Here is a 13,706-nt window from a genome sequence, read left to right as displayed (position 1 = left end):
CTGCCCGGCTGAAAACACACTCGCCGGAACAGATAGCATGTATCAGCAGAACAGCACGACCCCGAAAGAGCTCTTTGGCGTTCTGGCAGCTGGCGCCATTATGCTAATGGTTGTGCACGGGCTCGGTCGCTTTATCTACACCCCTCTGCTGCCCTATCTGGTAGACGACGGCCAGTTCACCGCGTCAGACGGCGCGGCGGTGGCAACCTGGAATTACCTCGGCTACCTCATGGGAGCCATACTCGCTATCCGCTGGTACCGGGTCAGCCAGATCCGTGTGCTGCTGCCTGTTTCTTTGGTGGTGCATGTCATAACGACCCTGCTCGTCACCCAGACGGACAGCTTGACCGCCATTTCCGCCAGCCGTTGGCTGAACGGAGTCGCTAACGGTGTAGTTTTCGTTCAGGCTCCGGCGTTGATTCTTGAGTGGCTTGTGTTGCGCAATCGAGCCAGCATGAGTGGGCTTGTGTATATCGGCGTGGGCCTGGGCTTGTTGGTTTCCAGCGGACTAGTCACCGGCAGTGCCGATTGGCTGGAAGGAGCAGAGCGTTGGTGGCCTGCGGCTCTGATCTCCATTCCTTTGGCCGCTTGGGGCGCCTACCGGCTGTCGCGGCTGGAGTTGCAGGATCACGAGCACGGCAGTGATGGCAAAGCCGCAACCACCACACCACTTATTGATCGTGCCAGTATCCCACTGTTTTTGTCCTATGCTGGCGCCGGGTTGGGTTACATCCTCCCAATGACGTTCCTGCCCCTGCTGGCAAAACTGGAACTCGAAGCCGGCCATTGGTTGCTCGATGGTGTTTGGGTTATTGTTGCTCTGTGCACTATCCCGGCTGCCTGGCTGTGGAACCGGCTCGGTACCAAAATGGGAGACCTCCCTGCTCTGAAACTGAACTTTCTGATCCAGCTGGCCGGTGTGCTGGCCGTCGTTCTCTTGCCCGGTGCCATCGGCCTGGTGTTGTGTGCCGCGCTGGTAGGCAGCACCTTCCTGGGAACCGTCTTGCTCACCCAGCGCATTGGCCGTGCCCTGCACCCACATCAGGGCCCCCGATTGTCTGCCGCCATGGTTGCGCTCTACGGTTTTACCCAGATGGTCGGACCCTGGCTGACCAAGCAATGGCTGGACGCCGGTGGCACCCTGGTTTCAGCCTTCGGCATAGGAGTAGCAGCATTGGCCTTCGGGCTGATCTTCGTCTTCTTCGTACCCCGCCCCGAAGTCTGGCATGCGCGAACCCTCCGCTTTGACTGACAAAAAAGTGCTCCCCATAGACCACATCCTGCCGGAGCTGAAACAGACTCTGGAGCAGACCACCACAGCCCTGCTTCAGGCACCCCCGGGCGCCGGTAAAACAACGCGAGTGCCTTTGGCCCTGCTGGATGCACCCTGGAGACAAGGCCGTAAAATCCTGATGCTGGAGCCAAGGCGACTGGCGGCCCGGTCGGCCGCACGGTATATGGCAGCTCAGCTGGGCGAGAAGGCCGGGCAGACAGTGGGCTACCGAACGCGCTTGGATACCAAAGTGTCCGGCGCGACGCGCATAGAAGTTGTGACCGAAGGCATTCTTACGCGGCTGATCCAGAGTGATCCCATGCTGGAAGAATACGCCGCCGTGCTGTTTGATGAGTTTCATGAGCGTTCCTTGCAGGCCGATCTTGGATTGGCCCTTGTGCGGGAGACTCAGGAAGCGTTGCGGGAAGATCTTCGGGTACTGGTGATGTCAGCCACACTGGACACTGCCCCGATTGCCCGCCTGCTTGGGGATGTGCCCGTGTTAAGCAGCGAGGGGCGAGCATTTCCGGTGGACGTATTTTACCGTCCTGCGCCTGGTGCACAGCGCAACCCGCGGCTGTTGGATCAGGTAGTGGCTGTAGTTGCGGAAGCCCTGGCACAGCAGCCAGGCTCGGTGCTGGTGTTCCTGCCAGGTGCCGGGGAGATTCACCGGGTGGCTCAGGCGCTGGCCGGACAGGTGGCCCCGAATGTTGTGATTGCGCCCCTGTTTGGCAATCTCAAAGCTGCAGAACAGGATCAGGCCATTACGCCGGCAGCTGCGGGTACTCGTAAAGTGGTGTTGGCAACCGCCATCGCAGAAACCAGCCTGACCATTGAAGGCGTGCGCGTAGTGGTTGATAGCGGCCAGCAGCGCCGTGCGGTGTTTGACCCCAACAGCGGGATGACGCGGCTGGTAACCGGGCGAGTCTCGAAAGCTTCAGCGGAGCAACGCAAAGGCCGCGCCGGGCGGGTTGAACCGGGCGTTTGTTACCGGCTATGGAGTGAGTCGGAGCAGTTCGGACTGGCTGAGTTTACGCCGCCGGAGATTCGCGAGGCAGATCTGGCGCCACTGGTGCTTGAGCTTGCCCAGTGGGGCGCCCGTGTACCGGACAAGCTGGTATGGATCGACCCACCGCCTCCTGCGCACTGGCAGCAGGCTGTGGCGCTGTTGCAGTGGCTGGAGATGCTGGACGATGAAGGCGCTATTACAGAACACGGCAAGTCGGCCCGGGCACTGGGCATCCATCCCCGGCTGGCGCACATGGTTATACTTGGGCGGTCGCTTAAGCTGGGCAGGTTGGCGGCAGAACTGGCCGCGTTACTGGAAGACCGGGATTTGCTGGGCCCGGGCGCCGGTGCCGATATGCATGAGCGCATCCGCGTACTGCGTGGTGAGGGCGGATCCCCGCGCACAGACCCGCACCGATTGCAGGCGCTGCGCCTGCAGGCAAAGCGCTTATCGGAACCCGGGGCTAACGACAAAAGCGAGCAGGAAACGGTGCCAACAGCCACTGAAGTCGGGCGTTTGTTAGCACTCGCTTATCCTGATCGTATTGGAAAGCGCCGGCCTGGAGACACGCCGCGCTATCAGCTCAGTAATGGTAAAGGTGCACTATTGCGTGCGGACGATGGGTTGGCCCGTCATGAGTGGCTGGTGGCCGCAGACCTGGATGGTAAATCCAGAGAGGCAACCATCTATCTTGCGGCACCGGTAGACCTGCCAACCCTGGAAGACGATCTGGCAGCCCACATCCGTGAACAGGACGAGGCAGAATGGGATGACAAACGCGGCACGGTGGTTGCCCGTAAAACACGCCGGCTGGGTGCTTTGCTTCTTGCCGAAAAACCTCTGGCAAAACCCTCACCCGAGCTCATTCAGCAGGGCATACTCGCGGCTGTGCGGCGCAAAGGGCTGGATAGTTTGCCCTGGACCCCCGGGGCCCGGCAGTGGCAGGCCAGAGTCGCGCTGCTGGGCAGACACTTTCCCGGCCAGTGGCCGGATGTCGGTGACCAGGCACTGACCGAAACGCTGGAACACTGGTTGGCGCCTTTTCTGACCGGTATTAGCCGCTGGTCTGAACTGGCAAAGCTGAATCTGCAGAACGCCCTGAACAGCTTGCTGGAATACCCGCAACAGCAGCAGCTTTCAGAGCTTGCCCCGAGCGCTCTGATAATTCCTACGGGCAGCTCCGTGAGTCTGGATTACGCGGCTGAGAACGGCCCGGTTCTGGCAGCGAAGTTACAGGCGCTGTTCGGCTGGACAAAAACGCCGGAGGTTGCGGGCGGCAAGGTGCCGGTGGTCATTCACCTGCTTTCTCCGGCCCGGCGGCCACTTGCGGTCACGGCAGATCTGGCCAGTTTCTGGTCTAACGTCTATCCACAGGTGCGTAAAGACACTCGTGGACGCTATCCCAAGCATCCCTGGCCAGAAGATCCGCTAACCGCCGTCGCTCAGCAGGGCGTCAAAAGGCAAGGCGTCAAAAAAAGTAACTGAAAATGCTTGTACACAGGTCAAAACTGCCTAAAATTCACCCACTTTGGCCAGCGCGACCCCACTCATGCACTTCGTATCGTTTAATATTTTCCGCACACTCGGCTTTCCCGACACGACAGTGCTCAAGCCCGAGTATTTCCTGCGTCATAAAGAATTGTTGCGCAATGCGGACTGGGTGCTATTCCCTGAATACTGGCAGCTCAATGCACTGGTGCACGGTTTGAAATGCCGGGTTTTCCCCAGCATTGCCAGCTATCGCATTGGCCATGACAAGGTGGAAATGACAAGGGCTTTTGAGGCGGTAGCACCGGAACATATTCCCTGGACAATTATTGAAGCCAATGGCCCCGAAGAGCGCGAGCATATCTGGAGTGTTATGGCGCTGCCCTTTGTGGCGAAGCTGCCGAAGGCCAGTATGGGTGAAGGCGTTTGGCTGATTGAAACCTATGACGACTGGAACAGATACTGCGAGCGCACAGATGTTCTTTACGTTCAGGAATACCTGCCGCTGGATCGCGACGCGCGCATTGTGGTGGTGGGCGATAAAGTGGTAACAGCGTATTGGCGTACACAGGCTGATCAGGGCTTTTACAACAACGTATCCAAGGGTGGCCGGATTGATAATAGCCCGGTGCCGGCAGTGATGACCGATCTGGCTCTCCGGCTCGCACGGGACCTGGAAGTGGATCACGCCGGTTTTGATATTGCGCTGGTGGCAGGCTACCCCTATGTACTGGAATTTAACCGCTTATTCGGTAATCAGGGGCTGGGCCAGGGCAGTGACTTGAAAGAGGCTATTCTGGAATATCTGGAACAGCAGAGTGAGCCCCGGGATCCGGGCGGGCCTAATACCCCCGAGCCTGTCCACCCTCTGGCGGTCTGAGCCCGGGGCGGACCTGTTACAGGTTTTTGTACCGGTTAATGTCGAAAATACCCGCCTGCAGGGGCTGATGTTCCAGCTGCCAGGCAGTGATATCGTGAAGAATCTCCCAGAAATGCCGGTGGGTGCGGCGCACGCCCCATACGCTCACCAGCTCTTCAAAGGCTTCTGGCTCCTCCACTTTCAGCGCTTTCATCCGGTCTTTGAACAGCCCCAGCTGCGATGCCGGGATGTCGAACATGAAGTTAGGGTAGCTACCGATTATCCCCGGGTAGATGGTCAGTTTATCGTTCTCTGGTTGGTAGCGCAGATCCTCCCCAAGCAGGAAAGCGACGCTGCTGTGGGCGCGGTCGCGGATTACTGTGTAGACCGTGCGCTTTCCTTCCTCGTTGTATACCCGTAGAAAGGTGACGTTGGGCAGGTAGCTGATCGCTGGCAGGAACGCGGCTCGGGTTGCGGCCAGTTCGGAAAGCACCTGATCTGCCTCGCGAATCCATTCCGGTTCGTCTTTGCGGCCACAGTCACTGCCTCCACAGCGGTTGATGGGGTCATCCCGTTCTGCGTTCAGTTCGTGGAATTTCAGCAGCAGACGTGCACCCAGCTCTTCGTTGAAGGCTGAGGTTGCGTAGGGCACCTGTGACGGTGTCGTCTCGTCCATGCTGGCGTAGCTGTAGTCCAGTTTCAGCTCTCCAGCCCCCTGGTACCAGTGCCGCAGAACCCGGTTGCGTTCCCCCGGGGGCACCAGTCTCAGGTAGTCCTGTTCGCCGCCATTGCGGATCAGGTCAAAGTAGAGGCGCGTCTGGGCCTGATGGGCCACGTTGCCGAACACATCAAAATTCACCACCAGCTCATAATAGGTGCGCTCGAAAAGAGGATAATCCATCCACCAGCTGGTCAGCGGAACCTGGCCGATCAGGCCGCGCTGCACAGACGCGTTGTCGTGATGGCGGAATACGGTTAGGAGCGCATTGGTATTGTTGCCGTCACCGTCCCAGATATGATCAAGTGACGCACCTTTTGGGTATGCATCACCGTAAGCTATGTTTCGTATCTCATGGTAGCGGTTGCGCTTGTCTTTGTAGTTCCTCCAGTTATCCCCCAAATCCAGCAGGCCGTTGTCCTGCCCGGGTAGCGCCAGTAATGGCGTTACTTCTTTACGATACTCTGCGTCAGTTATATACAGATCGTTTTCCGGGTCGCGATAGGTCACCCAAAAGTGATCACGGATCACGTCCGTGGCAATCTGGCCCCGACATACAGGCCCGCGAATGAAGGTGCGGGTAAAGTACTCTGCATTATCCAGCATGAACTGGTAGCGCGCTTTTGCCGGGATGGCGGCAAAGGTGGCAAACGGGTTGGCGCGTTTGTCCCGGCTGTAATCCGGCGCAGTTTCCACTTGCCAGTTACCGGTTTCAAACAACTCGCGGGTGCGCTCGAACTGTTTTTTCCCAAAACCGAAGGTGATGTGGCGCTTGTGCACGATGCTGCCGGCCACCGGACGCAGGCGGTAATAAAGCTCGCCTTTGGGATCATCGTTGGGGCGGCGGGTGGCGATGATCTCAATTTCATTACCCGGCGGCGTGTGGGAGCGTACGATTTCGAAGAATCGCGTTTTGGCACCATCGTCCTCGAAGTACAGGTGCGCAAGATAGAGGTGCTCATAGATCCAGCGGCTGACCAATTGCCGGCGCTGGCTGCCTTCATTTAGCCAGGTTTCCCAGCGCTGGACGTGATTCTGCTCGGCTTCGCTGACGCTGGTTACAAGTGGGCTGATAGCGCCGCCCTGGTTGAGCCAACCGGTGAGCGTGGCGTATTCGTCGTCGGTCAGGCCGGCAACGGCCAATGGCATGCCCTCGTAGGGGTGGTTGCTGGCATAGTTGGAGAAGTCACCGTTGCTGACGCACTGATTGGCGCGGGACAGGCCCAATTCGATGTTCTCGGGCAGCTTGCTGTTGGGCGCAAACTCATACTGTTTACCCAGGCGGACCATGTTTTCAAACAGACTGCGGGTCTGGTCGCCCCGGGCCAGTACGGAGTAAAAACCCATGTCTCGCCATTGTTGTTCATTCTGGGCGTCGATTCCCAGGCGTGTAACTTTTTGGGTTTCCAGGCGTGCGCCATCGTAAACGGCGTCTTTATGTGCTCCGCGAATCAGGCCGTCGGAGTATTCCATTTTTAGCTGGCAGGGGGCGTCAAAGCAGCCGTGGCAGGCCAGGCATTTGGCTTCGACAATGGGGCGAACGTCTTCGTTGAAGCTGACGGGTTGCTGAGTGGCGGTGGGTAGCGCCTGTTTGAAAGTGGGCGACGAGGTTTTTTCGGCACAGCCGGCCAGGAACAGCAGGGTTAGGAGTGCTGCTGTAATGAGTCGCGCCATTGAGGAGCTCCTGAAGGAATCGCTTGTTGGTGTAAGATTATAGAGGGTTCCGGTGGTGTTCGCTAAGGCCCTTTGTCTTGGCGGTGGGCCGTGAGTAGGGAAGGCTTTTGCCATAAATTATGGGTAGATATGCTCATATCAGCCGGGTGAAAAAAGCCCGACTATCGCGATTATTGTCGGGGGTCAAACTGGGTTTGGCGCCTGCTATTACACATAAACTTAGTATCCCTGGAGAGACACACCATCCATGACCGATTCAGCTAACGCTAACATCGCCGATTACTACACCGCCGAGACCTTTAGCCGGATCAAGGCGTTTGCCGATACCAAAGAAACACCGTTTGTGGTGATTGATACCGCTACCATCGATCGTCAGTACGACGAGCTGGTGGAAGGTTTCCCCTATGCCAATGTCTATTACGCTGTGAAGGCAAACCCGGCTCCGCAGGTTCTGACCATGCTGCGGGACAAGGGTGCGAACTTTGATATTGCGTCGGTGTATGAGTTGGAAAAGGTGATGGCGCTCGGTGTGACCGCTGATCGGATCAGTTACGGCAACACCATCAAGAAGGCCCGGGATATTCGCACCTTCTATGAGAAGGGTGTGCGTATGTTTGCCACGGATTCCGAAGCGGACCTGCGCACTCTCGCCAAGGCAGCTCCTGGTTCAAGGATCTACGTGCGCATCCTGACCGATGGCACGCAAACAGCGGATTGGCCGCTCTCCCGCAAATTTGGTTGCGAGAATGATATGGCTATGGATTTGCTGATTCTGGCTCGGGATCTGGGGTTGGTGCCCTACGGCGTTTCATTCCATGTGGGTTCCCAGCAGCGGGAGATTGGCGCGTGGGATTCGGCACTGAACAAGGTAAAGGTCATTTTCGAGCGTCTGAAAGAAGAAGACGGTATCGAGTTGAAGATGATTAACATGGGTGGTGGTTTTCCTGCCAATTACATCAACCGTACCAACGAGTTGGGTGTGTATGCGTCGGAGATTACCCGTTTCCTGAAGGAGGACTTCGGTGATGAACTGCCTGAGATCATTATTGAGCCAGGCCGGTCGCTGATTTCCAACGCAGGTGTTCTGGTGAGCGAGGTGGTGCTGATTGCCCGTAAATCCCGTACGGCTCTTCACCGCTGGGTGTTCACGGATGTTGGTAAGTTCAATGGGCTGATCGAGACGCTGGATGAGTCGATCAAATTCCCCATCTGGACGGACAAGAAGGGCGAAGGCGAAGACTGTGTGATTGCCGGGCCTACCTGTGACAGTGCGGACATTATGTACGAGCACCACAAGTACCCGTTACCACTGAACCTGGCTATTGGAGATCGCATGTACTGGCTTTCTACCGGAGCCTATACCACTACCTACAGTGCTGTGGAATTTAACGGATTTCCTCCGTTAAAAGACTACTACATCTAAAACTGGAGGGCCTGCTTCATTGGAGTGGGCTGTGGAGCGGGGTGTCTTTTCTTCTGGGAAAAATAACTCGCTTTGCTCAGACATTTTTTTCCGGCAGAAAAGACACCCCGCTCCGCAGCCTTTGGCCATTGGTGCAGGGCGCTTACTGCCGTTGCAGGTTTAGCTTGATTGCCAGGGGAGAAATCAGTATTCCGTAGGTAATGATTACTGCTATGGCGTGTCTTACGTCGCCGGTCCAGTCTGATAGCAAGCCGCCTAGCATGGGCACTGCAAAGGCCATGGTGTAGCCAATCAGGAAGTTGCCGGCAGATAGCCGGCCGGTTTCGCTGGCGGGCACCAGAAGTGGTGGTAGTGCCACCATCATAATCAGCAATACGCCGGCGGTGCAGCTCATGAACGTCGCGCTGGCGATCGCCCACCATCCCGTAAACACCAACATTCCTAGTGTTCCCAGCAGGCTGAATATCAGCATGATGATCAGTGGGGCTTTTCGGCCTACCCAGTGGCGGGCCATTTTCAGCATCAGCAATGAGGCGATCACTTGGGCGAAGTTGTACCAGAACAGGGCTTCGGTGAGGTTTTCGAACTCGCCTCTTTGCTCGAGCAAAGCGCCCATATAGGCGTTTACGCCGAAAAACATGGAGCCTGAGACGCCAAGCAGCAAACCGAGCTTAAGCGTAAGTGGGTTTTGCCAGTCCGGTAGCCAGGCGACTTTGCGGGTGGGGCGGGCCAGGTCGCGTTTGGGCAGGAACAGGGCTGCGGCGACCAGCAGCGCGGGCAGTGACCAGACCAACAATGTTGCGCGCCAGCTGTTTTCCAGCAGAGGCATAATTAACGGCAGGGTGATGCCGGCGCCGATGAACTCGCCCATCAGCATGCCGTTCATGTAAATGGCAGAGCCAAAGGCCAGGTGTTTGGGCTCCAGCCAGCGTGGTAGCAGTGCCGGCAGGGCGGGCTGCATCATGGCAATGCCCAGGCCCATAACGGCGCTGGTTAAGAAGAGTGTAAAGGTGCCCGGAGCCAGGCCACGGCCGGCGGAGCCGATGACCATGATGACCATGGCGAGCGCGAGCGTATTGCGCGGGCCTATTCGTGATATGGACAGCGAGCCGGGCATGGCACCTATGGCAAGCATCAGGATGGGCAGTGTCGTCAGAGCGCCGGTGAGGGTTTGAGAAAGGGCCAGTTCATCAGCGATAAACGGTGCCAGCGGCGGCGCAACCAGTATCGGGATGCGCAGATAGACTCCGGCGAGCCAAAGTAACATCGCCACCGGCAGCAGGCTTGCTGTCGATGGCGATGTGGATGTCGCGGGATTTTCAATCGCAGACAAGGACGATCAGTCTTCGCTGGTATCCGGCAGGTAGGCGCCGTCTTCGTCGTGCACTTCCTGTCCGGTGACGGGCGGGTTGAACGCGCAGATCAGGCGCATGTCTTCCGTACCACCGCGAAGGGTGTGTTGATCATGCTTGTCGAGGGCGTAAAGCGTGCCGTCGGAGATCTCGTGGGTTTCACCGGTTGCTTTGTCGGTAATGGTGCCGTTGCCGGCTACGCAGTAAACCGCTTCCAGATGATGCTTGTACCACAGGTTCAGTTCGGCCCCTGCAGGGATAATCGTTTCGTGAAAAGAGAAGCCCATGCCGTCTTTTTTCAGCAGCATACGACGGCTGGTCCAGCCTGGGCCATGCACTTCACGTTCAGTACCGATGATGTCCTTAACTCGTACAATTTTCATGAGCATTCCTCGTTTTGTGATGGAATAACAGTACAATATAAACACTCATTTCAGGTTCGGTTCAACCGCCAGTCGTCATAAACTGCCATGCACTGTTCTATAGCAACATGGAATCTATGCCGCTGGTTTTCATCCAAAGGCTGCTGTTTACGGCATTTGTCCAGGGTTTTCTGAATGGTCTGACGGCTCTTTTTGTCGAGGCGTTCGAGCCAGTGATGATCTGCCGGTTCCAGGTCAAGCAACTCTCTGCCAGCGTGGTTGCGATGGCTTATGTGCCACCAGTGGTCCACAGCTCGTCCCAGTACCACGTAGCCGAACTGGCTGTCCTGCACAGGTCCGAAAGTAGCTGTTTTCAGGCCGTCCCGGAGCAGGCCAATGTTTAGTACCGGCAGTGTAAACCGACCCCCGTAATAATAACTTCCCGCCGCACCTATCAGGCCGCCCACCAACGCCCCGGCACCCAGTGAGGAACCCAGGGTCAGGGCGTCCAGTCCGGCGCCGCTGACCGCGCCCGCCCCGAAGCCTGCGGTTGCGAGGTAATGCTTGCTGACGGCCCAGTGTTTGCGGCTGTCTTCCGAGAACAGGTCATGATCGCTGTGCCATTCCAGTTCTGCTTCCTGGCGGCGGATAGTCTGATGCTGATACAGGTGTTCGATTTCCACCCGCAGAGTCTGCTCCCGCTGGCGCTGGCGTTGATACCAGCGTTGCCGGAGCTGGTCCGCAAGGGTGCTGTCGCTGGTGCCCGCCACCTGATCCAGAGTCAGGGTACGCTTCTCCTGGAACGACATCATGTCCTTCAAGGCTTTGGCAATGATGCCTGCGGCCTGAAGTCGACGCTGCTCGCGCTGGGCGGACAGGTGATGGGTTGCCTCACCCAAAGCCTGCTCCCAGTCCGGTTCAAGCTGACCAAAGGCCCGTAAAAGGCTGAGATGTTGTTCAAACGGGGCGCGAACAGCGTCGAACTTGCGCACCACCTGAAAAAACTGGCCCAGTGCAGCCTGCCAGGTGTCGCTGTAATCGTCGGGCCCGATGCTATTGATCAGCGCAAGGCTGGGCTGCCCAGTCCAGCGCAAAATGGTCATCTCGGCCTCATGCTGGGCGCTGTAGGGTGCGGAGCCGTCTACCACGTAGATGATGCCTGCGCCCTCAATCAAAGGTTCCAGCAGTTCACACTCGTCGGTAAAACGACCGTCGCCCTGATGCTGAACCACAAACGCGCGCACTGTTTCGCTGTGATCCGATGCCGAGACACTGTGAGCCTCCAGCCACTCGAGAACCCGCCGGGGTCGCTGGAAGCCGGGCGTATCCACCAGCGTATAGAGAACCTTACCGTCCACGCTCAGGGGATATGACTGCCGAGTGCGCGTGGTGCCCGGCTCCAGTGCGATGGCGATGGCATCGTTCTGCGACAGCGTTGCCACGATGCTGGACTTGCCCTTGTTCGGATGCCCCACGACGGCAAAGATGGGTGCGGTCTTCATTCGATAACTCCCCCGTCTATGTCGGGAACGATTCCGTAGGCCGGAATAAGGCTGACCGCTATGAACTCCGGCCCTGCCCGCCCGGCAAATCGCAGCCATTGCTGAACCTGGTGTACATCCGGCTCGCGCTCAACGTGAGTAGCCAGTGGCACCAGGACGATCTGACTGCCTTTGGGCCAGAGCTCCCTGGCGCTGGCCAGAAAATCGTCCAGCTCGCCGGTTGGCGGCTCCCAGCTGCGGGTAACCAGAAGAACGGGCAAGCGTGGCTTCCGTGCCAGTTGTGAGGCTACTTGCTCCAGCGTCTGCCGGTCTTCCTCCAGAGTCATTCTTCCACCGGCTCTGGCAACCAGGCTCTTGCCGGTACTGAGCGCATCTGGCAGCTCTGGGTCACCAGCGCCGGCCCAGCACAACACGATGCGGGCATCCGGCAAGGGCTGAAGGCTCACGTGTGTTTCGGTGTCGGGCAGGTCTGAGGCATCGTTATGTTCGTTGCCGGTATCCAGAGCCGGCGTTTCCATACGGTACATCAAAGTGCGCAAAGCGGGGTGGCTGGCCAGCAGTTGCCGGGCTTTCCGCCGGATAAGCACACCTGCCAGCACGGAAAGAACGAGCCGGGGCAATAGCGCCCAGGTCATCCAGAGCATGGCGATGAAGGGCCACCACTGGCCCCAGCGTGCCGGGTTTACGCTGCCTTCTCCGGTGGTGGCGCGAAAGAACCGGGTGGCCTCCACGAGCGCAAAGTCGGGCGCTGCGGCCGGCCACAGCCAGGCCCAGGGTGCGGCAACCACAGATGTCATGCGGTAATAACTGTTGGCGTCGGTATCGAGTGTGGTGCTCCAGCCAAAGGCAAGGTCTTGAAGCACCACCATGACCAGTAAGGTCGCCAGGCCAGCAGTCGCAAAAAACAGCCCGCCAAGCTGTGCGGCCTGCGCCATCAGAACCGGTTGAAGCCTCGTAGAAACAGTAGATTCCGGAGTGTTCCGAAAGCGCCGGAGCAGTCCGCGCCATGGCTGCCAGCCCGCCAGGGACTGCATGGTTGTCAGCAGTGCCAGCAGCAACTGGAAGGCGACAAAGGCCAGAATAACGGTAACGTTGATGCGCTGACCGCCATCATAAAACAGCAGGCCAAGCATGGTCAGCAAGCCGAATGCGGCCCCTGTTGCCATGAAGCCGCTGTTGATCCGGCGCCAGAAGCGCAGAGTCTGTTCTGCGGCGGATGAGCCTGCGCCGGGGCCGCTGAGATGGTTTATGTGGGCCAGCCAGCGGTCCGGGCCGGGTGTGACTCCCTGCTGTTCGCAGGTCAGCGCAAACTTGCGGTCCCGCCGGTGCAGAAATGCCGGAGCCTGCCCCTGGTCTCTCTGGGCGCAGGCATCAAAATCCAGCAGCAGGCGGAGGGAATGATCTGTCATGAACGGTTCCGGTAGTGAATTCGGTATGTGGGTCTTTGGTGTTAGGATATCGGCATTACCCTGTCCGATACCAGACAACGAGCCTTCATGCCCCACCATCTGATGAATCTGCGCCACGTGCCGGATGACGAAGCCGAGGAAATACGGGCCCTGTTTGGCGCCCACGATGTGCGTTTCTATGAGACCCCGCCAAGCCGGTGGGGCATCAGCATGGGCGGTTTCTGGGTTCACGATACCGACGAAGCTGACAGAGCCCGAGCTCTGTTGCAGGATTACCAACGCCAGCGCTTGGAAAGCCAGCGTGCAACCTATGAGGCGCGGCGCCTGAGCGGCGAAACAGGTGGAGTCTGGCAGATGTTCCGGCATAAGCCAGTTCGCACGCTGGCCGCCTGCTTTGCCATTCTGGTAATGATTGGTCTGAGCCTGCTGCCGTTTATCCACATAGGTTAGATTTCCTGGCCATTCCGCAAAGCGAATTTATGTTTTGCGGACAGGGCTGGATTTGTGTCGCTTTAATCGGCTGTCCGACAATCAAGACGAACATCCCTTCTCGCCAAAATAAATCCTGGAAATAATCAATAAAAACAAACGTGTAAAATTATGGCACAGGACGCGCATGAGTGTGGTTTCGGGTCTT

The 13,706-nt window shown here is 58.1% G+C and carries 10 protein-coding genes; 5 read left to right on the top strand and 5 right to left on the bottom strand.

All coding sequences use genetic code 11. The features are described 5' to 3' along the window. The first annotated feature begins 37 nt into the window (after nt 1-37). The 3 genes from BUA49_RS02400 (at nt 38) to BUA49_RS02390 (ending at nt 4,650) form a co-directional block, all read left to right on the top strand. A complete protein-coding gene (locus BUA49_RS02400; protein WP_072795227.1) occupies nt 38-1,252 on the top strand; it encodes a YbfB/YjiJ family MFS transporter in 1,215 nt (404 codons plus the stop codon). Between the two features lie 7 nt (nt 1,253-1,259). Next, nucleotides 1,260-3,767 carry an ATP-dependent helicase HrpB gene (gene hrpB, locus BUA49_RS02395; RefSeq protein ID WP_072797610.1) on the top strand — a complete coding sequence of 836 codons (2,508 nt, stop codon included), beginning with the start codon at nt 1,260-1,262 and terminating at the stop codon, nt 3,765-3,767. 64 nt (nt 3,768-3,831) lie between these two features. Next, nucleotides 3,832-4,650, top strand: coding sequence for an ATP-grasp domain-containing protein (locus BUA49_RS02390; RefSeq protein WP_072795226.1), 819 nt, complete (start codon nt 3,832-3,834; stop codon nt 4,648-4,650). Between the two features lie 16 nt (nt 4,651-4,666). Here BUA49_RS02390 and BUA49_RS02385 read toward each other — a convergent pair whose 3' ends face one another. Further along, the gene (locus tag BUA49_RS02385; protein ID WP_072795224.1) at nt 4,667-7,021 is read right to left on the bottom strand and encodes a fatty acid cis/trans isomerase; all 2,355 of its coding nucleotides are present in this window, start codon (nt 7,019-7,021) and stop codon (nt 4,667-4,669) included. A gap of 247 nt (nt 7,022-7,268) precedes the next feature. On the opposite strand from BUA49_RS02385, the gene BUA49_RS02380 reads away from it, so the two are divergent. Then, entirely contained in the window at nt 7,269-8,444 is a 1,176-nt protein-coding gene (locus tag BUA49_RS02380) for a type III PLP-dependent enzyme (protein ID WP_072795222.1), read from the top strand. A gap of 142 nt (nt 8,445-8,586) precedes the next feature. Here BUA49_RS02380 and BUA49_RS02375 read toward each other — a convergent pair whose 3' ends face one another. The 4 genes from BUA49_RS02375 to BUA49_RS02360 all read right to left on the bottom strand — a co-directional run bounded on the left by BUA49_RS02375 (nt 8,587) and on the right by BUA49_RS02360 (nt 13,069). Continuing rightward, complete coding sequence (locus tag BUA49_RS02375; RefSeq protein ID WP_084063465.1) at nt 8,587-9,711, bottom strand: MFS transporter; 1,125 nt, start codon at nt 9,709-9,711, stop codon at nt 8,587-8,589. A gap of 72 nt (nt 9,712-9,783) precedes the next feature. Beyond that, nucleotides 9,784-10,179, bottom strand: a complete 396-nt coding sequence (locus tag BUA49_RS02370; protein ID WP_072795218.1) for an ectoine synthase — start codon at nt 10,177-10,179, stop codon at nt 9,784-9,786. 50 nt (nt 10,180-10,229) lie between these two features. After that, nucleotides 10,230-11,660, bottom strand: a complete 1,431-nt coding sequence (locus tag BUA49_RS02365) for a GTPase/DUF3482 domain-containing protein (RefSeq protein WP_072795216.1) — start codon at nt 11,658-11,660, stop codon at nt 10,230-10,232. Next, entirely contained in the window at nt 11,657-13,069 is a 1,413-nt protein-coding gene (locus tag BUA49_RS02360; protein ID WP_072795214.1) for a DUF2868 domain-containing protein, read from the bottom strand. Before BUA49_RS02360 ends, BUA49_RS02365 begins: the two co-directional genes overlap by 4 nt. Before the next feature lie 87 nt (nt 13,070-13,156). Here BUA49_RS02360 and BUA49_RS02355 point away from each other — a divergent pair, with 87 nt between their 5' ends. Next, the gene (locus BUA49_RS02355; RefSeq protein ID WP_072795212.1) at nt 13,157-13,519 is read left to right on the top strand and encodes a DUF6164 family protein; all 363 of its coding nucleotides are present in this window, start codon (nt 13,157-13,159) and stop codon (nt 13,517-13,519) included. Nucleotides 13,520-13,706: the final 187 nt, after the last annotated feature.

Source organism: Marinobacter antarcticus, from assembly GCF_900142385.1.
Lineage (GTDB): Bacteria > Pseudomonadota > Gammaproteobacteria > Pseudomonadales > Oleiphilaceae > Marinobacter > Marinobacter antarcticus.
This window is presented reverse-complemented; position numbering and strand designations above follow the sequence as displayed.